Origin of the sequence: Pantoea sp. GABEPS69, from assembly GCF_045780835.1 — a bacterium.
Taxonomy (GTDB): domain Bacteria; phylum Pseudomonadota; class Gammaproteobacteria; order Enterobacterales; family Enterobacteriaceae; genus Pantoea; species Pantoea septica.
Window position 1 is genome coordinate 68,120 of record NZ_CP118618.1, and the last position, 23,091, is coordinate 91,210.

Here is a 23,091-nt window from a genome sequence, read left to right on the forward strand (position 1 = left end):
ACGACATGAGCACGCAAAATATCAAAAAAATCGTACTGGCCTATTCCGGCGGCCTGGATACCTCCGCCATTATTCCCTGGCTGAAAGAGAACTACGGCGGCTGCGAAGTCGTAGCGTTCGTGGCGGATATCGGCCAGGAGCGTAGCGATCTGGAAGGCGTGGAGAAGAAAGCGCTGCAGTCCGGCGCCTCCGAGTGCCACGTGGTCGATTTGCGTGAAGAGTTTATCAGCGACTACGTTTATCCGGTGCTGCAGACCGGCGCGCTTTATGAGGGCACCTATCTGCTGGGCACCTCGATGGCGCGTCCGATTATCGCCAAAGCGCAGGTTGAACTGGCGCTGAAAGTCGGCGCGGATGCGCTGTGCCACGGCGCGACCGGCAAGGGCAACGATCAGGTACGTTTCGAAACCACCTACACCGCGCTGGCGCCGCAGCTGAAAGTGGTGGCGCCGTGGCGCGAATGGAACCTGCGTTCGCGCGAAGCGCTGCTGGACTACCTGAAAGAGCGCAATATTCCGACCACCGCGTCGCTGGAAAAAATCTACAGCCGCGACGAGAACGCCTGGCATATCTCGACTGAAGGCGGCGTGCTGGAAAGTCCGGCTAACGCGCCGAACAAAGATTGCTGGGTATGGACCGTGGATCCGCTGGAAGCGCCGGATCAGCCGGAAAGCGTCACTGTCACCGTGGAGAAAGGCCGCGTGGTCGCCGTGAACGGCGAAAGGCTGAGCCCGTTCCAGTGTCTGGAAGCGCTTAACGCCATCGGCGCGAAGCACGGCGTGGGCCGTATCGACATCGTGGAAAACCGTCTGGTCGGCATCAAGTCACGCGGCTGCTACGAAACCCCCGGCGGCACCATTATGGTGAACGCGCTGCGCGCGGTCGAACAGCTGGTGCTGGATCGCGACAGCTTCAAATGGCGCGAGCAGCTGGGCCACGAGATGTCTTACGTGGTGTACGACGGCCGCTGGTTCGCGCCGCTGCGTAAGTCAATCCAGGCCGCCGCCGAGTCGCTGGCGGAAGAGGTTAACGGCGAAGTGGTGCTGCAGCTCTATAAAGGTCAGGCGACGGCAATCGAAAAACGCTCCGCTAACAGCCTCTACTCGGAAGAGTTCGCTACCTTCGGTGAAGACGAGGTTTACGATCACCGTCATGCAGGCGGCTTTATCCGTCTCTTCTCGCTCTCTTCGCGCATTCGCGCCCTGAACGAGCAGAAGAAGTAATAACCGGCGAGGCGCAGGCCTCGCCCAACCAGATTTCGCAGAGGCGGCTTCGGGCCGCCTCTGCTTTAAGGATTGAAGGAGTTTCACATGGCACTTTGGGGCGGACGTTTCACCCAGGCAGCAGACCAACGTTTCAAACAGTTCAACGACTCGCTGCGCTTCGACTATCGTCTGGCGGAGCAGGATATTGTCGGCTCCATCGCCTGGTCCAAAGCGCTGGTGACGGTCAACGTACTGAGCGCCGACGAGCAGCAGCAGCTGGAGCAGGCGCTGAATGCGCTGCTGGCCGAGGTGCAGGCGGATCCGGAACAGATTCTGCAAAGCGACGCCGAAGATATTCACAGCTGGGTTGAAGGCCAGCTGATCGAGAAAGTCGGCGCGCTGGGCAAAAAGCTGCATACCGGCCGCAGCCGCAACGATCAGGTGGCGACCGATCTTAAACTCTGGTGCAAAACGCAGGTCGAGGCGCTGCTGGGCGCGACGCGCGAACTGCAGCAGGCGCTGACGGCGACCGCTGAAGCGAACCAGGATGCGGTGATGCCGGGCTATACCCATCTGCAGCGCGCGCAGCCGGTGACCTTCGCGCACTGGTGTCTGGCCTATGTGGAAATGCTGGCGCGCGATGAAAGCCGTCTGCAGGATACGCTGAAGCGTCTCGACGTCAGCCCGCTCGGCTGCGGCGCGCTGGCGGGCACCGCCTACGCCATCGATCGCGACCAGCTGGCCGGCTGGCTGGGCTTCGCCTCCGCCACGCGCAACAGCCTCGACACCGTGTCCGATCGCGACCATGTGCTGGAGCTGCTGGCTGACGCCTCTATCGGCATGGTGCATCTGTCGCGCTTTGCCGAAGACTTAATCTTTTTCAATACCGGCGAAGCGGGCTTCGTCGAGCTGTCCGACAAGGTGACGTCCGGCTCGTCGCTGATGCCGCAAAAGAAAAATCCGGACGCGCTGGAGCTGATCCGCGGCAAATGCGGCCGCGTGCAGGGCGCGCTGACCGGCATGATGATGACGCTGAAAGGTCTGCCGCTCGCCTACAACAAAGATATGCAGGAAGACAAAGAGGGGCTGTTCGACGCGCTCGATACCTGGCTCGACTGTCTGCATATGTCGGCGCTGGTGCTGGACGGCATTCAGGTGAAACGCCCGCGCTGCCAGGAAGCGGCGGAGCAGGGCTACGCCAACTCTACCGAGCTGGCTGACTATCTGGTGGCGAAGGGCTTGCCGTTCCGTGAAGCGCACCACATCGTCGGCGAAGCGGTGGTGGAAGCGATCAAGCAGGGCGTGGCGCTGGAAGCGCTGTCGCTGACGCAGCTAAAGCAGTTCAGCGCGGCGATTGAAGAGGACGTTTACGCCATTCTGGCGTTGCACTCCTGCCTGGAAAAACGTAATGCCAAAGGCGGCGTCGCGCCGCAGCAGGTAGCGTTTGCCATCGCCGAGGCGAAAAAGCGTCTCGGCTGATCGCCAGGCAAAAAAAAGGCGGGCAATAATTGCCCGCTAACCTCTAGCTTCGGAATTTAATTACTATTTTTATAGGCACATCATCAGAGGGCCAGCGCTCCGGCTGACACAGTGATTCTTTTAGGCTGACAGCAGGTGCTCATCAACATCTGTTTCGCTTTACTGCAGAACGGACAGCCTGGCCTTATAAACAGCGAGACTGGCGCCCTGGCGATCGTTCCAGGGACGATGAGATACCTCCTTCAGAACTGGCTTAGCTTCCTGAGTTACAAACTTATTTTCTATGTAAGAGCAGATCGCCTGAATTTGATGCGTGCATTATTCTGATCATTGCTTGATAGGGCTAATCGTTCATTGCTATCCTATCTATCGCCACGGGCTATCGTGGTCTGGAGGATAACAATGAACATTCGCGATCTTGAATACCTGGTTTCGCTTGCCGAGCATCGCCACTTCCGCCGGGCGGCGGACGCGTGCCACGTCAGCCAGCCGACGCTTAGCGGACAGATCCGCAAGCTAGAGGATGAGCTGGGCGTGATGCTGCTGGAGCGAACCAGCCGTAAAGTGTTGTTCACCCAGGCGGGCATGCTGCTGGTCGATCAGGCGCGCACCGTGCTGCGGGAAGTTAAAGTATTAAAGGAGATGGCGAGCCAGCAGGGCGAAGCGATGTCCGGCCCGCTGCATATCGGGCTGATCCCCACCACCGGCCCCTACCTGCTGCCGCAAATTATTCCTATGCTGCATCGCACCTTTCCCAAGCTTGAGATGTATCTGCACGAGGCGCAGACGCAGCAGCTGCTGGCGCAGCTCGACAGCGGCAAACTCGACTGTGCGATTCTGGCGCTGGTGAAAGAGAGCGAAGCCTTTATTGAGGTGCCGCTGTTTGACGAGCCGATGAAGCTGGCGGTCTATCAGGATCACCCGTGGCGCGATCGCGATCGCGTACCGATGTCCGATCTGGCGGGCGAAAAGCTGCTGATGCTGGAAGATGGCCACTGTCTGCGCGATCAGGCGATGGGTTTCTGCTTTGAAGCGGGCGCTGACGAAGATACACATTTCCGTGCCACCAGTCTGGAGACGCTGCGTAATATGGTTGCGGCCGGAAGCGGCATCACGCTGCTGCCTGCGCTGGCGGTGCCGCAGGAGCGCGTGCGCGACGGCGTCTGCTATCTGCCGTGCTATAAGCCTGTGCCGCAGCGCACCATTGCGCTGGTCTATCGTCCCGGTTCGCCTCTGCGCAGCCGCTATGAGCAGCTGGCAGAAGCGATTCGCACGCACATGCAGGGCTATCTCAACACCACGTTAAAACAGGCGGTTTAAGCCGTTCAGCGCGGCCACGCGATAGGCTTCGGCCATGGTGGGGTAGTTAAAGGTGGTATTCACGAAGTACTCGATGGTATTGCCGCCGTTTTTCTGCTCCATAATCGCCTGGCCGATATGAATGATTTCCGCCGCGCGCTCGCCAAAGCAGTGAATGCCCAGGATCTCTTTGGTTTCGCGGTGGAACAGAATCTTCAGGCTGCCCACGTTCATGCCGACAATCTGCGCGCGCGCCAGATGTTTAAACTGCGCGCGACCCACCTCATAAGGCACCTTCATCGCCGTCAGCTGCTGCTCGGTTTTGCCCACTGAGCTGATTTCCGGAATGGTATAGATACCGGTCGGGATATCTTCCACCAGGTGCGCGCTGGCTTCGCCTTTGATAATCGCCTGCGCGGCGATGCGGCCCTGATCGTAGGCGGCTGATGCCAGGCTCGGATAGCCGATGACGTCGCCCACCGCATAGATGTGCGGCTGCGCGGTCTGATACATGCTGTTTACCTTCAGCAAGCCGCGTCCGTCCGCCTCCAGCCCGACGTTCTCTAGCGCCAGCGAATCGGTGTTGCCGGTTCGGCCGTTGGCGTAGAGCAGGCAGTCGGCTTTCACCTTTTTGCCCGACTTCAGGTGCATAATCACGCCGTCTTCAACGCCTTCGATTTTCTCGAACTCTTCGTTATGGCGAATAACGACGCCGCTGTTCCAGAAGTGATAGGAGAGCGAATCGGACATCTCCTGATCGAGAAACGCCAGCAAACGGTCGCGGGTGTTGATCAGATCGACCTTGACGTTCAGGCCGCGGAAAATCGACGCATACTCGCAGCCGATGACGCCTGCGCCATAGATAATGACGTGGCCTGGCTCGTGGTGCAGGTTCAGAATGGAGTCGGAGTCGTAAATGCGCGGGTGGGTAAAATCGACATCAGCCGGATGGTAAGGACGGGAACCGCAGGCGATAACGAATTTTTCCGCCGTCAGGCGCTCGCGCGTGCCGTCGTAATGCTCGACTTCGATGGTGTTGGCATCGATAAAGTGGGCGTTGCCCTGAAACAGTTCGCAGCGGTTGCGCTCGTAAAAGCCCTGGCGCATCGCAGTCTGCTGGCTGATGACGTTCTCCGTGTGGTTCAGGATATCGGCGAACGAGGAGCGCAGCAGGCGAGTGTGATCGCTGTAAAGCGGGTTTTGGTTGAATTCAATAATGCGACTGACTGCATGGCGAAGCGCTTTGGAGGGAATGGTGCCCCAGTGGGTACAACCGCCGCCGATGTTATGGTAGCGTTCGATCACTGCGATGCGCGCTCCCTGCTTCACCAGGCCCATGGCTGCACCTTCACCTCCAGGACCGGAGCCAATCACGATGGCATCGTAATCGTAAGACTTTTGCATACCAGTACGTCCTATTTTCTATACATTTTTACAACGAGATTCTAACATCTCGCCGCGCACATCTGAATTCTAACAGTGAAATTCCCCGCGGTTTGACAAAGCGTGAGGTTCACAGGCAGTCACAAACTTTGACCTGTGTACGCTGAAAATTTTGTTATAGTGCCCCCTTAACTCGTCACAAGGCAGAGAGAATGGGCGTCAGAGCGCAACAAAAAGAACGTACAAGACGTACGCTGATAGAGGCGGCATTTAGCCAGCTCAGCGCCGAGCGCAGCTTCGCCAGTTTGAGTTTGCGCGAGGTCGCCAGGGAGGCCGGTATCGCGCCCACCTCTTTTTATCGTCATTTTAAAGATGTTGATGAGCTTGGTTTGACCATGGTCGACGAGAGCGGCCTGATGCTGCGTCAGCTGATGCGTCAGGCGCGTCAGCGCATCGCCAAAGGCGGCAGCATCATCAAAACGTCGGTCTCTACCTTTATGGAGTTCATCGGCAATAATCCCAACGCGTTTCGGCTGCTGCTGCGCGAACGCTCCGGCACCTCCGCCGCGTTTCGCGCCGCCGTGGCGCGTGAAATCCAGCATTTCATCGCCGAGCTGGCGGACTACCTTGAAGTCGAAAACCGTATGCCGCGTAGCTTTACCGAAGCGCAGGCGGAAGCGATGGTGACAATTGTCTTTAGCGCAGGCGCGGAAGCGCTGGATGTGGATATCGAGCAGCGTCGCAAGCTTGAAGATCGGCTGGTGCTGCAGCTGCGCATGATCGCTAAAGGCGCTTATTACTGGTATCGCCGCGAGCAGGAACGTCTGGCGGTCACCCTGGAAAAACCCGAAGAGTAAACGATAAGGATAATGCCATGACACAACCGACTTCCCGCGATAGAGGCACGCTGCTGCTGGCTTTTATTACCGGTTTAGCGATTAACGGCTCATTTTCCGTGCTGTTCAGCGCCTTTGTACCTTTTTCAATCTTCCCGATTATCGCGCTGGGGCTTGCGGTCTGGAGCCTGCATCAGCGCTATTTGAACCGCAATATGCCGGACGGCATGCCGGGTCTGGCGGCGGCGTTTTTTCTGCTGGGCATTCTGGTGTATAGCGCGCTGGTGCGCGCCGAGTATCCGGATATCGGCTCCAACTTTATTCCGACCATTTTGATGGTGGCGCTGGTGTTCTGGATTGGCGTGAAGATAAAGCGTCGTAAGAACAACGACTGATAAACAAAAACGGGAACCTCAGGTTCCCGTTTTTGTTTCTGGCGCGGGACGCTTTGCTCTTCCGTCCACGTCACCTGCGTTTTAGGTTATTCTGCGGCCTGCTTACGCGTCAGCCACACGCCGCACTCCATATGGTGCGTATAGGGGAACTGATCGAACAGCGCCAGCCGGGAAACCTTATGCGTCTGCGCCAGCGTTTGCAGATTGTCGCACAGCGTCTCGGGGTTGCAGGAGATGTAAAGGATGCGCGGATAGGCCTGCACCATCTTCACCGTCTCGTCATCCAGCCCGCTGCGCGGCGGATCGACAAAAATGGTTTCGCACTCATAGCTCTTCAGGTCGATGCCCTGTAAGCGATTGAAGCTGCGCACGCCGTTCATCGCCTGGGTAAACTCTTCTGCCGCCATACGAATAATCTGCACGTTATCGATCTGGTTGGCCTCGATATTGAACTGCGCCGCCGCCACCGACGGCTTGGCGATTTCGGTCGCCAGCACGCGGCGGAAATTGCGCGCAAGCGCCAGCGAAAAGTTGCCGTTGCCGCAGTAGAGCTCCAGCAAGTCGCCGCGCGATCCGCTGGTGACGTCCAGCGCCCATTCCAGCATCTGAATGTTCATCGCCGCGTTGGGCTGCGTAAAGCTGTTCTCTACCTGACGGTAGATCATCTCGCGGCCCGCCACCGGCAGGCGCTCGTCGATAAAATCGCGATCGAGGCAAATCTTGGTTTTTGTGGCGCGGCCAATCAGCTGCGCCTTATAACCCTTCGCGCGCAGCGCGTCGCGCAGGGCGCTCGCCGCTTCCACCCAGTCCGCTTCCAGCTTGCGGTGGTAGAGCAGCGAGATAACGATCTCATTGCTCATCGTCGAGAGATAGTCGATCTGAAACAGCTTATGGCGCAGCACGCGGTTATCGCGGATCGCCGCGATCATTTCCGGCATTACCGCATTGATCAGTTCGCTGGCGGCGGGAAAGCGATCGACGCGAATACGCTCGCGCGTCGCCTGATCGAAAATGATGTGGTAGAGATCGTCGCCATCGTGCCAGAGACGAAACTCCGCGCGCATCCGGTAGTGGCTGACCGGCGAGCGAAACACCTCCGCTTCAGGCGCGGCGAACGGCGTCATCATCGTTTGTAAACGGCTGACTTTCTCGGCCAGTTGCGCGTCGTACTGTTCAGTCGGGAGATGTTCGGGTGTCATGTTCGATCCTGGTTAATAGCAAACTTGCCGGGCGATTGTAGGCATTCACCTGGCATTGTCCAGTCCTGCGCGCGCTGGGCGGTATGGCAGTCTGGACTTCCATTATCACTCCTGTAGACTGCCTGCGCCGGCCTCAGCCTGAGTTAATAGGGAATCCAGTGCGAATCTGGAGCTGACGCGCAGCGGTAAGGAATGTCGTGGCGATCGCCTTGCAGACACTGTCCAGCTGGATGGGAAGTCTTCGCCACTTATGGTTCCAAGCCCGAAGACCTGCCGGCGTGACGTCGCAACTCGTACGGTCATCGCGTGCTATCGATCGTATACCTGCGGCATCCTGTCTCGTCTTTTGGATGCTCATAACAATGAAAAAACATTCCGCTTCGCTGTTTGCGTTTAGCGCAACGGCGCTTGCTCTCTGGGCGCAACCTGGTTTCGCTCAGGATAATGATGATACGCAAGTTGTTACCGCCAACCGCTTCGCCCAGCCGGCCTCCTCGGTGCTGGCGCCCACCACGGTAGTGACGCGCGCCGAGATCGACCGCTGGCAGGCGAAGAGCCTGACCGATGTGATGCGTCGTCTGCCTGGCGTCGACGTGGCGCAGAACGGCGGCCTGGGGCAAAGCAGTTCGCTGTTTATTCGCGGCACCAATTCCAGCCACGTGCTGATCCTGATCGACGGTATTCGCCTTAACCAGGCGGGTATCTCTGGATCGTCCGACCTCAGTCAGATCCCGCTTTCGCTGGTGCAGCGTATCGAATATATCCGCGGCGCGCGCTCGGCGGTTTATGGGTCGGACGCTATCGGCGGCGTGGTGAATATTATTACCGGCCGTGCGCAGCCCGGCACCACGCTCACCGCAGGCGTCGGCTCTAAAGGCTATCAGTCTTACGACGGTTCTACGCAGCAGATGCTGGGCGACGCCACAAAGCTGACGCTGGCCGGCAACTACACCTATACCCGCGGCTTCGACGTCGGCGCGGGCTATCCTAACGACTATGGTCCGGCGCAGGGCGACAGAGACGGGTTTATGAGTAAGACCCTCTATGGCAACCTTGAGCACCAGTTCAGCGATGAGCTGAGCGGATTCGTGCGCGGCTACGGTTTCGACAACCGCACCGCCTATGATGGCTCCTGGACCTACGACAAGGATTTTAACGTTATCGGCCTGGCGGATACGCGTCAGCTCTATAGCCAGACCTGGGATACCGGCCTGCGCTTCAACCGCGACATCTATTCGACGCAGCTGATCGCCAGCTACAGCCGCACCAAAGATATCAACTACGATCCGCGTAATGGGCGCTATGGCGCCGCATCGACCTTTGACGACGTCACTCAGTACAACCTGCAATGGGGTAACACTGTGCAGGTTGGCCAGGGCGCGATTAGCGGCGGCATCGACTGGCAGAAAGAGACCACCGAACCGGGCACCAACTATCTGGCGGACGGTTATGAGCAGCGCAACACCGGTCTCTATCTCACCGGGCAGCAGCGGTTCGGCAGCGTGACGCTGGAAGGGGCGCTGCGCGGCGACGACAATAACCAGTTCGGCTGGCACAATACCTGGCAAAGCGCCGCGTCTTGGGAGTTTATTTCAGGCTATCGCGTCTTCGCTTCGTACGGCACCGCCTTTAAGGCGCCGAACCTGTCGCAGATTTATAGTCCTGCCTATGGCAATCCCGACCTTGATCCCGAAAAGAGCAAGCAGTGGGAAGGGGGCTTTGAAGGGCTGACCGGACCGGTTAACTGGCGGGTATCCGGTTATCGCAACGACATTGATAACCTGATTGACAGCGATCCGACCACCTATCGCTACTACAACATCAGCAAGGCGCGTATTAAAGGCGTCGAGGCGACCGCTTCATTTGATACCGGCCCGCTGGGTCATCAGATCTCCTATGACTACGTCGACGCGCGCGACGGCGAAACGGATCAACAGCTGGTGCGCCGCGCTAAACAGCAGGTGAAGTATCAGCTCGACTGGACGATTTATAACCTCGACTGGTCGGTGACGTATCATTATCTCGGCGATCGCTTTGATAACGACTACAACAGCTATCCTACCCGTCGCGTGAAACTGGGCGGCGTCAGTTTGTGGGATCTCGCAGCGTCGTATCCGGTCACATCTCAGCTGACGGTTCGTGGTAGAATTGCCAACCTGTTTGATAAAGACTACGAGACAGCGTATGGCTATCGAACTCCAGGAACGGAGTATTACCTCAGCGCCAGCTACAGCTTCTGATCTGCGCCCCACCGTGCTGGTGTTTGACTCCGGCGTAGGTGGGCTCTCTGTCTATGATGAGGTCCGGCAGCTCCTGCCGGATCTGCACTACCTTTATGCGTTCGACAACGCCGGTTTCCCTTATGGGGAGAAGAGCGAAGAGTATATTGTCGAACGCGTCGTCGATATTGTCGGCGCGATTGCCAGCCGACATCCGCTTTCGCTTTGCATCATCGCCTGTAATACCGCCAGTACGGTCTCCTTACCGGCGCTGCGCGCGCGCTTCGGCTTCCCCGTCGTGGGCGTCGTGCCGGCGATTAAGCCTGCGGCGCGCCTGACGCGCAACGGCGTGGTGGGGCTGCTGGCGACGCGCGCGACGGTGCGGCGTCCTTATACGCACGATCTGGTGGCGCAGTTTGCCACTTCATGCCGGATTGCCATGCTAGGCTCGGCGGAGCTGGTGGAGCTGGCCGAACAGAAGCTGCATGGTCAGACTATTGCGCTGGAGGATGTGCGACGTACCGTCCAGCCCTGGCTACGTATGGCCGAACCGCCGGACACGGTGGTGCTGGGCTGCACGCACTTTCCTTTACTGCGCGAAGAGCTGCAGCAGGTCTTGCCCGCAGGCACGCGATTAATTGATTCGGGCGCGGCGATAGCGCGTCGCACCGCCTGGCTGCTGGAGCATGAATCGCCTGGCGCGCGCTCTTCTCAGGCGAACTGCGCATTTTGCACCGAGCTCAACGGCGAAGCGCTGCAATTGTCGCCGGTTTTACAGCGTTATGGCTTCCCGTCGCTGGAAAAAGTGGCAGTTTAGGGCGGTTTTGCTGAAAAAATAGTCACTCGGAAATTAATTTGAAATTAGCGCTTGTCAGCCCGGAAGAACTCCCTATAATGCGCCTCCACTGACACGGCACAACGGCTTACGGAATGCGGTGTTAAGTAAGATTCGACAAGGTTCGAATCGTCAGGAAAGCAAAAATAAATGCTTGACTGATAAAGCGGAAAGCGTAATATACGCAGCCCGCGCCGCTGAATAATCGCGGCATGCTCTTTAACAATTTATCAGACAATCTGTGTGGGCACTCGGAAGCAGATATCAAAGCCTTCGGGCTTAAAAAATATCAAGCCTCACGAGTGGACACATAATGACATTCATTATGACGTTTTACAGATGAGCACCGCTTAACTTGTTTAAGCAAATCAAACTTAAATTGAAGAGTTTGATCATGGCTCAGATTGAACGCTGGCGGCAGGCCTAACACATGCAAGTCGAACGGCAGCACAGAAGAGCTTGCTCTTTGGGTGGCGAGTGGCGGACGGGTGAGTAATGTCTGGGAAACTGCCCGATGGAGGGGGATAACTACTGGAAACGGTAGCTAATACCGCATAACGTCGCAAGACCAAAGTGGGGGACCTTCGGGCCTCACACCATCGGATGTGCCCAGATGGGATTAGCTAGTAGGTGGGGTAACGGCTCACCTAGGCGACGATCCCTAGCTGGTCTGAGAGGATGACCAGCCACACTGGAACTGAGACACGGTCCAGACTCCTACGGGAGGCAGCAGTGGGGAATATTGCACAATGGGCGCAAGCCTGATGCAGCCATGCCGCGTGTATGAAGAAGGCCTTCGGGTTGTAAAGTACTTTCAGCGGGGAGGAAGGCGATGCGGTTAATAACCGCGTCGATTGACGTTACCCGCAGAAGAAGCACCGGCTAACTCCGTGCCAGCAGCCGCGGTAATACGGAGGGTGCAAGCGTTAATCGGAATTACTGGGCGTAAAGCGCACGCAGGCGGTCTGTCAAGTCGGATGTGAAATCCCCGGGCTTAACCTGGGAACTGCATTCGAAACTGGCAGGCTAGAGTCTTGTAGAGGGGGGTAGAATTCCAGGTGTAGCGGTGAAATGCGTAGAGATCTGGAGGAATACCGGTGGCGAAGGCGGCCCCCTGGACAAAGACTGACGCTCAGGTGCGAAAGCGTGGGGAGCAAACAGGATTAGATACCCTGGTAGTCCACGCCGTAAACGATGTCGACTTGGAGGCTGTTTCCTTGAGAAGTGGCTTCCGGAGCTAACGCGTTAAGTCGACCGCCTGGGGAGTACGGCCGCAAGGTTAAAACTCAAATGAATTGACGGGGGCCCGCACAAGCGGTGGAGCATGTGGTTTAATTCGATGCAACGCGAAGAACCTTACCTACTCTTGACATCCAGAGAACTTGGCAGAGATGCCTTGGTGCCTTCGGGAACTCTGAGACAGGTGCTGCATGGCTGTCGTCAGCTCGTGTTGTGAAATGTTGGGTTAAGTCCCGCAACGAGCGCAACCCTTATCCTTTGTTGCCAGCGATTCGGTCGGGAACTCAAAGGAGACTGCCGGTGATAAACCGGAGGAAGGTGGGGATGACGTCAAGTCATCATGGCCCTTACGAGTAGGGCTACACACGTGCTACAATGGCGCATACAAAGAGAAGCGACCTCGCGAGAGCAAGCGGACCTCATAAAGTGCGTCGTAGTCCGGATCGGAGTCTGCAACTCGACTCCGTGAAGTCGGAATCGCTAGTAATCGTGGATCAGAATGCCACGGTGAATACGTTCCCGGGCCTTGTACACACCGCCCGTCACACCATGGGAGTGGGTTGCAAAAGAAGTAGGTAGCTTAACCTTCGGGAGGGCGCTTACCACTTTGTGATTCATGACTGGGGTGAAGTCGTAACAAGGTAACCGTAGGGGAACCTGCGGTTGGATCACCTCCTTACCTGAAGATACTGCCTTTCGAAGTGCTCACACAGATTGTCTGATAGAAAGTAACGAGCAGAAAAACCTCTACAGGCTTGTAGCTCAGGTGGTTAGAGCGCACCCCTGATAAGGGTGAGGTCGGTGGTTCAAGTCCACTCAGGCCTACCAAATTCGCACTCACGCTGCGTTATGTCTCCGGCTCGCATAGTTCACTATGCTTCGCGAAGACATGCCTTGCCTGAGCACGAATTGCATTTCTCACGAAGTGTACTCGGTTGAGTGGTAGTAGACGGTCTCTGCAGTAACTGTATGGGGCTATAGCTCAGCTGGGAGAGCGCCTGCCTTGCACGCAGGAGGTCAGCGGTTCGATCCCGCTTAGCTCCACCATACTGTTTTCTGAAATACTTCAGAGCGCGCCGGCAACGGCGGGCTGCGAAGTATTATGCTCTTTAACAATCCGGAACAAGCTGAAAATTGAAACGACGCGTCGCGTTATTCCTCCGTAATAAGGAATAAAGGCAGCGCGTTCGAGTCTCTCAATAATCACATCCGCGACGTCGCAAGACGCCTGTGGGTTGTGAGGTTAAGCGACTAAGCGTACACGGTGGATGCCCTGGCAGTCAGAGGCGATGAAGGACGTGCTAATCTGCGAAAAGCGCCGGCAAGGTGATATGAACCGCAACAGCCGGCGATGTCCGAATGGGGAAACCCAGTGTGTTTCGACACACTATCGCAACATGAATACATAGTGTTGCGAGGCGAACCGGGGGAACTGAAACATCTAAGTACCCCGAGGAAAAGAAATCAACCGAGATTCCCCCAGTAGCGGCGAGCGAACGGGGAGCAGCCCAGAGCCTGAATCAGCTTGTGTGTTAGTGGAAGCGTCTGGAAAGTCGCAGGGTACAGGGTGACACTCCCGTACACGAAAACACACATTCTGTGAGCTCGATGAGTAGGGCGGGACACGTGGTATCCTGTCTGAATATGGGGGGACCATCCTCCAAGGCTAAATACTCCTGACTGACCGATAGTGAACCAGTACCGTGAGGGAAAGGCGAAAAGAACCCCGGCGAGGGGAGTGAAACAGAACCTGAAACCGTGTACGTACAAGCAGTGGGAGCCTCTTTATGGGGTGACTGCGTACCTTTTGTATAATGGGTCAGCGACTTATATTCTGTAGCAAGGTTAACCGTATAGGGGAGCCGCAGGGAAACCGAGTCTTAACTGGGCGTTAAGTTGCAGGGTATAGACCCGAAACCCGGTGATCTAGCCATGGGCAGGTTGAAGGTTGGGTAACACTAACTGGAGGACCGAACCGACTAATGTTGAAAAATTAGCGGATGACCTGTGGCTGGGGGTGAAAGGCCAATCAAACCGGGAGATAGCTGGTTCTCCCCGAAAGCTATTTAGGTAGCGCCTCGTGAACTCATCCTCGGGGGTAGAGCACTGTTTCGGCTAGGGGGCCATCCCGGCTTACCAACCCGATGCAAACTGCGAATACCGAGGAATGTTATCACGGGAGACACACGGCGGGTGCTAACGTCCGTCGTGAAGAGGGAAACAACCCAGACCGCCAGCTAAGGTCCCAAAGTCATGGTTAAGTGGGAAACGATGTGGGAAGGCCCAGACAGCCAGGATGTTGGCTTAGAAGCAGCCATCATTTAAAGAAAGCGTAATAGCTCACTGGTCGAGTCGGCCTGCGCGGAAGATGTAACGGGGCTAAACCATGCACCGAAGCTGCGGCAGCGACGCGCAAGCGTTGTTGGGTAGGGGAGCGTTCTGTAAGCCGTCGAAGGTGTGCTGTGAGGCATGCTGGAGGTATCAGAAGTGCGAATGCTGACATAAGTAACGATAAAGCGGGTGAAAAGCCCGCTCGCCGGAAGACCAAGGGTTCCTGTCCAACGTTAATCGGGGCAGGGTGAGTCGACCCCTAAGGCGAGGCCGAAAGGCGTAGTCGATGGGAAACAGGTTAATATTCCTGTACTTGGTGTTGCTGCGAAGGGGGGACGGAGAAGGCTATGTTGGCCGGGCGACGGTTGTCCCGGTTTAAGCGTGTAGGTGTGTGCTCCAGGCAAATCCGGTGCACTTTACACTGAGGCGTGACGACGAGGCACTACGGTGCTGAAGCAACAAATGCCCTGCTTCCAGGAAAAGCCTCTAAGCTCCAGGCAACACGAAATCGTACCCCAAACCGACACAGGTGGTCAGGTAGAGAATACCAAGGCGCTTGAGAGAACTCGGGTGAAGGAACTAGGCAAAATGGTGCCGTAACTTCGGGAGAAGGCACGCTGGCGCGTAGGTGAAGGGACTTGCTCCCGGAGCCGAGGCCAGTCGAAGATACCAGCTGGCTGCAACTGTTTATTAAAAACACAGCACTGTGCAAACACGAAAGTGGACGTATACGGTGTGACGCCTGCCCGGTGCCGGAAGGTTAATTGATGGGGTTATCCGCAAGGAGAAGCTCTTGATCGAAGCCCCGGTAAACGGCGGCCGTAACTATAACGGTCCTAAGGTAGCGAAATTCCTTGTCGGGTAAGTTCCGACCTGCACGAATGGCGTAATGATGGCCAGGCTGTCTCCACCCGAGACTCAGTGAAATTGAAATCGCTGTGAAGATGCAGTGTACCCGCGGCAAGACGGAAAGACCCCGTGAACCTTTACTACAGCTTGACACTGAACACTGGTCCTTGATGTGTAGGATAGGTGGGAGGCTTTGAAGCGTGGACGCCAGTCTGCGTGGAGCCATCCTTGAAATACCACCCTTTAATGGCTGGTGTTCTAACGTAGGCCCGTTACCCGGGCTGCGGACAGTGTCTGGTGGGTAGTTTGACTGGGGCGGTCTCCTCCCAAAGCGTAACGGAGGAGCACGAAGGTTGGCTAATCCTGGTCGGACATCAGGAGGTTAGTGCAATGGCATAAGCCAGCTTGACTGCGAGAGTGACGGCTCGAGCAGGTGCGAAAGCAGGTCATAGTGATCCGGTGGTTCTGAATGGAAGGGCCATCGCTCAACGGATAAAAGGTACTCCGGGGATAACAGGCTGATACCGCCCAAGAGTTCATATCGACGGCGGTGTTTGGCACCTCGATGTCGGCTCATCACATCCTGGGGCTGAAGTAGGTCCCAAGGGTACGGCTGTTCGCCGTTTAAAGTGGTACGCGAGCTGGGTTTAGAACGTCGTGAGACAGTTCGGTCCCTATCTGCCGTGGGCGCTGGAAAACTGAGGGGGGTTGCTCCTAGTACGAGAGGACCGGAGTGAACGCACCGCTGGTGTTCGGGTTGTCATGCCAATGGCACTGCCCGGTAGCTAAGTGCGGAAGAGATAAGTGCTGAAAGCATCTAAGCACGAAACTTGCCCCGAGATGAGTTTTCCCTGAGCACTTGATGCTCCTGAAGGGACGTTGAAGACGACGACGTTGATAGGCCGGGTGTGTAAGCGCAGCGATGCGTTGAGCTAACCGGTACTAATGACCCGTGAGGCTTAACCTTACAACGCCAGAGGCGTTTTGTGAGACGCGAGATTTTCAGCTTGTGACGGATAATTCTGCGCGGCCTGCGGGCGGCGCGGAGACAGAATTTGCCTGGCGGCCTTAGCGCGGCGGTCCCACCTGACCCCATGCCGAACTCAGAAGTGAAACGCCGTAGCGCCGATGGTAGTGTGGGGTCTCCCCATGCGAGAGTAGGGAACTGCCAGGCATCCAAATTGGTATCCACCCGCGAGGGTGACACCGGTTATCAGCGAGACCCCGCTGGTAGCAGCAGTATTCGGTGGTGCGGTAGTTCAGTCGGTTAGAATACCGGCCTGTCACGCCGGGGGTCGCGGGTTCGAGTCCCGTCCGCACCGCCACCCTCTTTAGGGGCGTAGTTCAATTGGTAGAGCACCGGTCTCCAAAACCGGGTGTTGGGGGTTCGAGTCCCTCCGCCCCTGCCAGAAAAAAGAATCCTTTGCTTCGGCAAAGGATTTTTTTTGCTTTTTATTCGGCAAAAAGATCAAAAAAAGGCCGACAACGTCAGCCTCTTCGTCATTTATGCCTGCTATGTCAGCGCGCCAGTACCGGAAACTTAAGCAGCTGTCGAATATGCGCCTGCTGATCGCTGTTCTGCAGCCACACAGCATATAAAGGACGTACCGCAACCGGCGTATCGGGGATCACCATAAGATCGCTGTACAGGCTATGCCAGTAGTCTGGCAAAAAGGCGCAGGCGCCCGTGGTATAAAGCAGCTCGCGCGTCACGTGCGCCGAGGTGGTGGTTAGCACCGGAACATCATCGCCGCCTGACAAATAGCTTTCATGCTGATGAAAGTCCGCACCCCATTCCAGCTTGATATAATCGTACTTCTCTCGCTTCTCGGTTTTACGCGCCCGAAACAGCGCCAGAGAGATATGGCCGATCTGCTGGCTGGTCAGCTCATCCATTTTCGGCGCTTCGGTAGTGATCAGCAGATCCAGCTGGCGCTCATGAAGCTGCTTAACCAGAAGATGCCTCTGCGCCACGCGTGCTTCAAGATGCAGGCTCTCCCGATTCTCATACAGGGTTTGCAGCCACGGCGTCAGGTAGGCCTCCCAGAGCGACGCGCTGGCCCCTATCGACAGCTCGTGGTGCTGTTGCGTATGCGAAACCTCTTTTTTCGCCATCATCCATGTGCTCATCAGGCTTTCTGCATAGGGCAGCAGGCGCTCCCCCGCCGACGTCAGCCGTATGTTATTGCGATGACGAGTAAAAAGGTTAACGCCCAGCTGATTCTCCAGCTGACGGATGCGAAAGCTGACGGCGGACTGTGTGAGGTAAAGTGCTTCCGCAGCCCGCCCAAAATGGCGAGTTCTGCTCACTTCCAGGAAAGTTTTCAATAATTCCGTATCCACAGCTTTCTCCCAAAAAATGTTTGTCGTATAGATTTAAATGTTTTGTTTTACACTCTGTCAAGCCTATCTAATACTCCGCGCCATTAATAGCTCGGCCATAAGAGAATCAGGAGCGTGTAAGATGGCGGAAAGCTTCTCAACCACAAATCGTTTCTTTGATAACAAACATTATCCGCGCGGTTTCTCGCGGCATGGTGATTTCACCATTAAAGAAGCCCAATTGCTGGAACGTCATGGTTTCGCTTTTAATGAACTCGATTTAGCAAAGCGTGAGCCGACTACGGAAGAAGAGCGTCTTTTCTTAGAAGTATGTCGTGGTCTGCGTGAGCCGCAAACTGAAGCTGAGCGCGTATGGTCTAAATACACCACTCGCATTAAGCGCCCGAAACGTTTTCATACGCTCTCAGGCGGCAAGCCGCAGATGGATACGGTTGAAGACTACAGCGACAGCGATGACTAAACAAAATGGGGCAATCAGCCCCATTTCTTTATTCCAGGCTGCGGTGAAGATGAATCATTAGCCGGTCGATGCTGCGATAAGCGACCGCCTCCTGCAGATGTTTTCGTAAAATCCTCTCTTCACCCGTCAGATCGGCAATCGTCCGCGCTACCTTTAAAATGCGCTGCCATGCCCGCACGGATAATCCCAGCTGATTCAGCACCTCTTCGAGCCATTCCGCATCCTCTCTGGCGATATCGCACCACATCTTGATATCGACGTTACTCATATGCGCATTAATCTTGCCGGCACGCGCCATTTGCAGCGCACGCGCCTTCATCACCCGCTCACCCACGCTGGCTGAACTCTCGCCCGCCTCGGGACGCTGGCTCAGCGTCCCGCTCGGCAGCAGCGGCACCTCAATCGACAGGTCGAAGCGATCGAGAAAAGGCCCGGAGAGTTTGCTCAGATAACGCAGCACCTGCTGCGGCGAGCAGCGGTTATGCTGTCCCTGATAGTGGCCGGTCGGGCTTGGGTTCATGGCGGCAATCAGCTGAAAGCGCGCCGGATAGGTCACTTTCGCGCGGGCGCGGGAAATGGCGATTTCCCCGGATTCGATAGGCTCCCGCAGCGCATCCAGCACGCGCCGATCAAATTCCGGCAGCTCATCCAGAAACAGTACGCCGTTATGCGCCAGCGAAATCTCTCCAGGCCGGGGCAGCGACCCGCCGCCGATAAGCGCATAAAGCGACGCGCTATGATGAGGCGAGCGAAAAGGGCGCTTACGCCAGGCCTTTTGCAGCCTGACCTTATCTACCAGGCTGGCGATAGCGGCGCACTCCAGCGCTTCTGCGTCGCTGAGCGGCGGCATAATGCCGGGCAGTCGCGTAGCCAGCATGGTCTTGCCTGTGCCGGGAGGGCCAATCAGCAGCAGGTTATGACCGCCCGCTGCGGTAATCTCCAGCGCCCGACGTCCCTGTTCCTGACCAATGATATCGCTCAGGTCTTCCGTCGGTTCTTCAGACCGATCCTGCTGATAATGGGCGCGCGCCAGCTCGCCCTGATTTTGCAGCCAGGCGCAGACTTCCAGCAGATGGGCGGCGACCAGCGTATCGCCATGCTGAATCAGGCCGACATCCTGCTGATTCTCTTGAGAGAGGATCAGCTGCCGTCCGGCCCGCATCGCCGCCATTGCGGCCGGAATCGCCCCCTGAACGCCGCAGAGCGCGCCGTTGAGCGCAAGCTCGCCCACAAACTCATGCTGCGCCAGTTTCGCCTCAGGAAGCTGTTCAGACGCGACGAGAATCGCGAGCGCCATCGGCAGATCGTAACGTCCGCCCTCTTTAGGCAGGTCGGCGGGCGCCAGATTGATGGTGATGCGCTTTGCTGGAAAGCTGAAGCCGCTATTAATAATGGCGCTGCGCACCCGTTCGCGCGCCTCTTTCACCGTGGTTTCAGGCAAACCGACCAGCGTCAGGGCGGGCAGGCCACTGCTGATATGCGCTTCTATGGTGACCAGCGGTGCTTCTACGCCTATCGCCGCTCGGGTAAGAACTCTGGACAATGTCATAACCGCTCCTTAACGGGGCGATTATGGCGAGGCCGAAAGGCGACAGCGAGAGCCAGGAATCCATCTTTCGGCAGAGTCCGCAGCAAAGCGGCGAGAGATTCACCCGAAAACATTTTTTCTGGAGCTGCTTAACAAAGTGCGGGCTTAATTATTGCGTCACGGACGTGATGAATATTTGTCACGAATGAAATAAGCGTTTATTTACAGTCTGATATCTGATTATCGACGCCAGGGTCATAAAAAAAACAGATGGAAAAAGTTGTCATTGCACCGCTAACTGTGATAACTCTGTAGGTATTACTTCGAACAAACGAAAAAACAGACAACAGATGAAAGCCCTTCTACAAGTGATTAGCCTAGTCGTGATTAGCGTGGTGGTGATTATTAACCCACCGTGCGGGGCTACGCTTGGAGAAAGAAAGGCTTAAAAATCAAGCCTGGAATTCGAAAAACCCCCGCACCGAAAGGTCCGGGGGTTTTTTTTCGACCAGAGCAAATATCAGCGGATTACCGAGGAGCAAACAATGAGCAGTAGCATAAAATTCTGTTGTTCCCCTAAGGATACAGGAGAATAACCATGACAGGTGCACAGTGGGTAGTTCAGGCTTTACGCGCGCAGGGTGTCGACACCGTATTTGGTTATCCTGGCGGCGCCATCATGCCAGTGTACGATGCGCTCTACGATGGCGGCGTGGAACACCTACTGTGTCGTCATGAACAAGGCGCAGTGGTCGCGGCGATCGGCTATGCCCGCGCGACCGGAAAAACGGGCGTCTGCATTGCGACCTCGGGCCCTGGTGCGACAAACTTAATCACCGGCCTGGCCGACGCGATGATGGATTCGGTGCCGGTAGTGGCGATTACCGGTCAGGTTTCGTCGGCGTTTATCGGCACCGACGCCTTTCAGGAGATCGACGTGCTGGGCCTGTCGCTGGCCTGCACCAAACACAGCTTTTTGGTTGAGTCGCTGGATGAGCTGCCTTCCGTCATGGCGGAAGCCTTCGCTATCGCCCAGTCAGGCCGTCCTGGACCGGTGCTGGTCGATATCCCTAAAGATATTCAAATCGCCAGCGGCGAGCTGACTCCGCATCTGCTGCCGGTCGAAGAGACGTTCGCCCATTCAGCGCAGCATATCGAAGCGGCGCGCGCGCTGATGGCGCAGTCGCATAAGCCGATGCTCTATATCGGCGGCGGCGTCGGTATGGCGCAGGCGGTGCCTGCGCTGCGCGCCATGGCGCAGGAGACCGGTATTCCCATGGTCGCCACGCTGAAAGGTCTCGGCAGCGCCGATAGCGAAAGCGAGGTTTATCTCGGCATGCTGGGCATGCACGGCACCAAAGCCGCCAACCTGGCGGTGCAGTCCTGCGATTTGCTGATTGCCGTCGGCGCGCGCTTCGACGATCGCGTCACCGGCAAACTCGACACTTTCGCGCCGCACGCCAGCGTCATTCACATCGATATCGACCCTGCCGAACTGAATAAACTGCGCCGCGCGCACGTTTCGCTGCAGGGCGACATGAATCAGATCCTGCCCGCGCTGAGCATGCCGATGCAGATCGCCGGCTGGCGCGAAGAGGTGAAGGCGATGAAAGCGGAATTCAGCTGGCGCTACGATCATCCCGGCGAAGCGATCTACGCGCCGCTGCTGCTGAAACAGCTTTCCGATCGCAAACCCGCCAGCGCCGTCGTCACCACCGACGTAGGCCAGCACCAGATGTGGACCGCGCAGCATATGAACTTCAACGCGCCGGAAAATTTCATCACCTCCAGCGGCCTGGGCACCATGGGCTTCGGCTTGCCCGCCGCAGTCGGCGCGCAGGTCGCCCGTCCCGACGACACCGTGATTTGCGTATCGGGCGACGGCTCGATCATGATGAATATCCAGGAGCTGGGCACCATCAAACGTAAAAAACTGCCGGTGAAAATCCTGCTGCTCGATAACCAGCGCCTCGGCATGGTTCGCCAGTGGCAGCAGCTCTTTTTCGACGGCCGCTACAGCGAAACTATTCTGACCGACAACCCCGATTTTCTGACGCTGGCCAGCGCTTTTGATATACCAGGCCAGCGTATTAGCCGTAAAGACGAGGTCGACGCCGCCCTTGATGCTCTGCTGAACAGCGAAGGTTCTTACTTCCTGCATGTTGCGATTGATGAGCATGAAAACGTCTGGCCACTGGTGCCGCCTGGCGCCAGCAACGCAAACATGATGGAGAAAACCGTATGAACCAGCACCAATTGTCTATCGAAGCTCGCTTTCGCCCTGAAATATTGGAGCGCATTTTACGCGTCGTCCGCCATCGCGGTTTCCAGGTCTGCGCCATGAACATGGGCGCGGCGGCCAACAGCGAGAACATTAATATCGAAATGACCGTTGCCAGCCAGCGTTCAGTCGATTTACTGTCTTCGCAGTTAAGCAAATTAATGGATGTCGCTAATGTCGAAATCCAGCAACAAACATCACAACAAATCCACGCCTGGTCGTGAAAGGAAATAATAATGAGCACGAAGAAAGCTGACTTTATTTGGTTCAATGGGGAGATGGTTAAGTGGGAAGACGCCAAGGTCAGCGTCATGTCTCACGCGCTGCACTATGGTACTTCTGTGTTTGAAGGCGTGCGCTGCTACGACTCGCACAAAGGCCCGGTCGTCTTCCGCCACCGTGAACACATGCAGCGTCTGCACGACTCGGCGAAAATTTATCGTTTCCCGTTGAAATACAGCGTAGAAGAGCTGATGGAAGCGACGCGTAAAGTGCTGCGTGACAACAACCTGAAAAGCGCCTATATCCGTCCGCTGGCCTTTGTTGGCGACGTCGGCCTGGGCGTAAACCCGCCGGACGGCTACACCACTGACGTCATCATCGCCGCCTTCCCGTGGGGCGCGTACCTGGGCGCCGAGGCGCTGGAAAACGGCATTAACGCCATGGTTTCCTCATGGAACCGCGTGGCACCGAACACCCTGCCGACCGCCGCGAAAGCGGGCGGCAACTATCTCTCCTCGCTGCTGGTGGGCAGCGAAGCGCGTCGTCACGGCTATCAGGAAGGCATCGCGCTGGATACCAACGGCTATATCTCTGAAGGCGCAGGCGAAAACCTGTTCGAAGTAAAAGACGGCATTCTTTTTACCCCGCCGTTTACCTCTTCCGCGCTGCCGGGCATTACCCGCGACGCCATCATCAAGCTGGCGCAGGATATGGGCATTGAAGTACGCGAGCAGGTGCTGTCGCGCGAATCGCTCTACCTGGCTGATGAGATCTTCATGTCCGGCACCGCCGCAGAAATCACGCCGGTACGCAGCGTTGACGGCATTCAGGTCGGTGAAGGCAAACGCGGCCCGGTAACCGAAAAAATCCAGAAAGCCTTCTTCGGTCTGTTCACTGGCGAAACCGAAGATAAATACGGCTGGCTGGATCAGGTTAACCCATAACAAGAGCGTCACGCGGGCGCAGCTGTGCCCGCGTCATTTACAGA

General features: G+C 56.8%; 17 protein-coding genes, 4 tRNA genes, 3 rRNA genes and 1 riboswitch. Of the genes, 19 read left to right on the top strand and 5 right to left on the bottom strand.

Annotated elements, in window-relative coordinates:
• The first annotated feature begins 5 nt into the window (after nt 1-5).
• Complete coding sequence (locus tag PVE98_RS00305; protein ID WP_096072252.1) at nt 6-1,223, top strand: argininosuccinate synthase; 1,218 nt, start codon at nt 6-8, stop codon at nt 1,221-1,223.
• Nucleotides 1,224-1,310: 87 nt separating this feature from the next.
• Nucleotides 1,311-2,684, top strand: coding sequence for an argininosuccinate lyase (argH, locus tag PVE98_RS00310; RefSeq protein WP_096072251.1), 1,374 nt, complete (start codon nt 1,311-1,313; stop codon nt 2,682-2,684).
• Nucleotides 2,685-2,767: 83 nt separating this feature from the next.
• Here the strand turns inward: argH and PVE98_RS00315 are convergent, their stop codons facing one another.
• Nucleotides 2,768-2,914, bottom strand: coding sequence for a glutaredoxin domain-containing protein (locus PVE98_RS00315; RefSeq protein ID WP_127908398.1), 147 nt, complete (start codon nt 2,912-2,914; stop codon nt 2,768-2,770).
• 172 nt (nt 2,915-3,086) lie between these two features.
• Between PVE98_RS00315 and oxyR the strand changes: the two genes are divergently transcribed.
• The gene (oxyR, locus tag PVE98_RS00320; protein ID WP_033755571.1) at nt 3,087-4,004 is read left to right on the top strand and encodes a DNA-binding transcriptional regulator OxyR; all 918 of its coding nucleotides are present in this window, start codon (nt 3,087-3,089) and stop codon (nt 4,002-4,004) included.
• Here the strand turns inward: oxyR and sthA are convergent.
• Nucleotides 3,987-5,387, bottom strand: a complete 1,401-nt coding sequence (gene sthA / locus PVE98_RS00325; RefSeq protein WP_033755573.1) for a Si-specific NAD(P)(+) transhydrogenase — start codon at nt 5,385-5,387, stop codon at nt 3,987-3,989. The two genes, oxyR and sthA, sit on opposite strands and share 18 nt — an antisense overlap.
• Nucleotides 5,388-5,578: 191 nt before the next feature.
• Here sthA and fabR point away from each other — a divergent pair, with 191 nt between their 5' ends.
• Nucleotides 5,579-6,223, top strand: a complete 645-nt coding sequence (fabR, locus tag PVE98_RS00330) for an HTH-type transcriptional repressor FabR (RefSeq protein ID WP_033755575.1) — start codon at nt 5,579-5,581, stop codon at nt 6,221-6,223.
• A gap of 17 nt (nt 6,224-6,240) precedes the next feature.
• Nucleotides 6,241-6,597, top strand: coding sequence for a YijD family membrane protein (locus PVE98_RS00335; protein ID WP_033755577.1), 357 nt, complete (start codon nt 6,241-6,243; stop codon nt 6,595-6,597).
• 86 nt (nt 6,598-6,683) lie between these two features.
• Here PVE98_RS00335 and trmA read toward each other — a convergent pair whose 3' ends face one another.
• Nucleotides 6,684-7,796 carry a tRNA (uridine(54)-C5)-methyltransferase TrmA gene (gene trmA, locus PVE98_RS00340; protein ID WP_096072249.1) on the bottom strand — a complete coding sequence of 371 codons (1,113 nt, stop codon included), beginning with the start codon at nt 7,794-7,796 and terminating at the stop codon, nt 6,684-6,686.
• A gap of 111 nt (nt 7,797-7,907) precedes the next feature.
• Nucleotides 7,908-8,089: riboswitch (cobalamin riboswitch) on the top strand.
• Between the two features lie 69 nt (nt 8,090-8,158).
• Here trmA and btuB point away from each other — a divergent pair.
• The 9 genes from btuB (at nt 8,159) to PVE98_RS00385 (ending at nt 16,678) form a co-directional block, all read left to right on the top strand.
• Nucleotides 8,159-10,036 (top strand): TonB-dependent vitamin B12 receptor BtuB, encoded by a 1,878-nt coding sequence (gene btuB / locus PVE98_RS00345; protein ID WP_096072248.1) that lies wholly within the window; start codon nt 8,159-8,161, stop codon nt 10,034-10,036.
• Nucleotides 9,981-10,832: a glutamate racemase gene (gene murI / locus PVE98_RS00350; RefSeq protein ID WP_096072247.1), complete on the top strand. Its 852-nt coding sequence runs from the start codon at nt 9,981-9,983 to the stop codon at nt 10,830-10,832. The genes btuB and murI overlap by 56 nt, the downstream gene beginning before the upstream one ends.
• Nucleotides 10,833-11,226: 394 nt before the next feature.
• Nucleotides 11,227-12,768, top strand: a 16S ribosomal RNA gene (locus tag PVE98_RS00355).
• 72 nt (nt 12,769-12,840) lie between these two features.
• Nucleotides 12,841-12,917: transfer RNA gene (locus PVE98_RS00360), tRNA-Ile, on the top strand.
• 143 nt (nt 12,918-13,060) lie between these two features.
• Nucleotides 13,061-13,136 (top strand) — tRNA-Ala (locus tag PVE98_RS00365).
• 194 nt (nt 13,137-13,330) lie between these two features.
• Nucleotides 13,331-16,236, top strand: a 23S ribosomal RNA gene (locus tag PVE98_RS00370).
• 91 nt (nt 16,237-16,327) lie between these two features.
• Nucleotides 16,328-16,443 (top strand): 5S ribosomal RNA (gene rrf / locus PVE98_RS00375).
• The 16S, 23S and 5S rRNA genes sit together here with 4 tRNA genes alongside, the layout of an rRNA operon.
• A 74-nt stretch (nt 16,444-16,517) precedes the next feature.
• Nucleotides 16,518-16,594: transfer RNA gene (locus PVE98_RS00380), tRNA-Asp, on the top strand.
• A gap of 8 nt (nt 16,595-16,602) precedes the next feature.
• Nucleotides 16,603-16,678, top strand: a tRNA-Trp gene (locus tag PVE98_RS00385).
• Between the two features lie 109 nt (nt 16,679-16,787).
• On the opposite strand, the gene hdfR is transcribed toward PVE98_RS00385, so the two are convergent.
• Nucleotides 16,788-17,612, bottom strand: a complete 825-nt coding sequence (gene hdfR / locus PVE98_RS00390) for an HTH-type transcriptional regulator HdfR (protein ID WP_033753511.1) — start codon at nt 17,610-17,612, stop codon at nt 16,788-16,790.
• A 121-nt stretch (nt 17,613-17,733) separates the two neighbouring features.
• Here hdfR and PVE98_RS00395 point away from each other — a divergent pair, with 121 nt between their 5' ends.
• Nucleotides 17,734-18,072, top strand: coding sequence for a DUF413 domain-containing protein (locus PVE98_RS00395; RefSeq protein ID WP_033753510.1), 339 nt, complete (start codon nt 17,734-17,736; stop codon nt 18,070-18,072).
• Nucleotides 18,073-18,100: 28 nt separating this feature from the next.
• On the opposite strand, the gene PVE98_RS00400 is transcribed toward PVE98_RS00395, so the two are convergent.
• Nucleotides 18,101-19,621, bottom strand: a complete 1,521-nt coding sequence (locus tag PVE98_RS00400) for a YifB family Mg chelatase-like AAA ATPase (protein ID WP_096072246.1) — start codon at nt 19,619-19,621, stop codon at nt 18,101-18,103.
• A 329-nt stretch (nt 19,622-19,950) separates the two neighbouring features.
• On the opposite strand from PVE98_RS00400, the gene ilvL reads away from it, so the two are divergent.
• From ilvL to PVE98_RS00420, 4 genes are all read left to right on the top strand, one after another.
• Complete coding sequence (gene ilvL / locus PVE98_RS00405) at nt 19,951-20,049, top strand: ilv operon leader peptide (protein ID WP_071813600.1); 99 nt, start codon at nt 19,951-19,953, stop codon at nt 20,047-20,049.
• A gap of 149 nt (nt 20,050-20,198) precedes the next feature.
• Nucleotides 20,199-21,845, top strand: coding sequence for an acetolactate synthase 2 catalytic subunit (ilvG, locus tag PVE98_RS00410; RefSeq protein WP_033753508.1), 1,647 nt, complete (start codon nt 20,199-20,201; stop codon nt 21,843-21,845).
• Entirely contained in the window at nt 21,842-22,105 is a 264-nt protein-coding gene (ilvM, locus tag PVE98_RS00415) for an acetolactate synthase 2 small subunit (RefSeq protein ID WP_033753506.1), read from the top strand. The genes ilvG and ilvM overlap by 4 nt, the downstream gene beginning before the upstream one ends.
• A 12-nt stretch (nt 22,106-22,117) precedes the next feature.
• Nucleotides 22,118-23,047, top strand: a complete 930-nt coding sequence (locus PVE98_RS00420) for a branched-chain amino acid transaminase (RefSeq protein ID WP_033753504.1) — start codon at nt 22,118-22,120, stop codon at nt 23,045-23,047.
• Nucleotides 23,048-23,091: the final 44 nt, after the last annotated feature.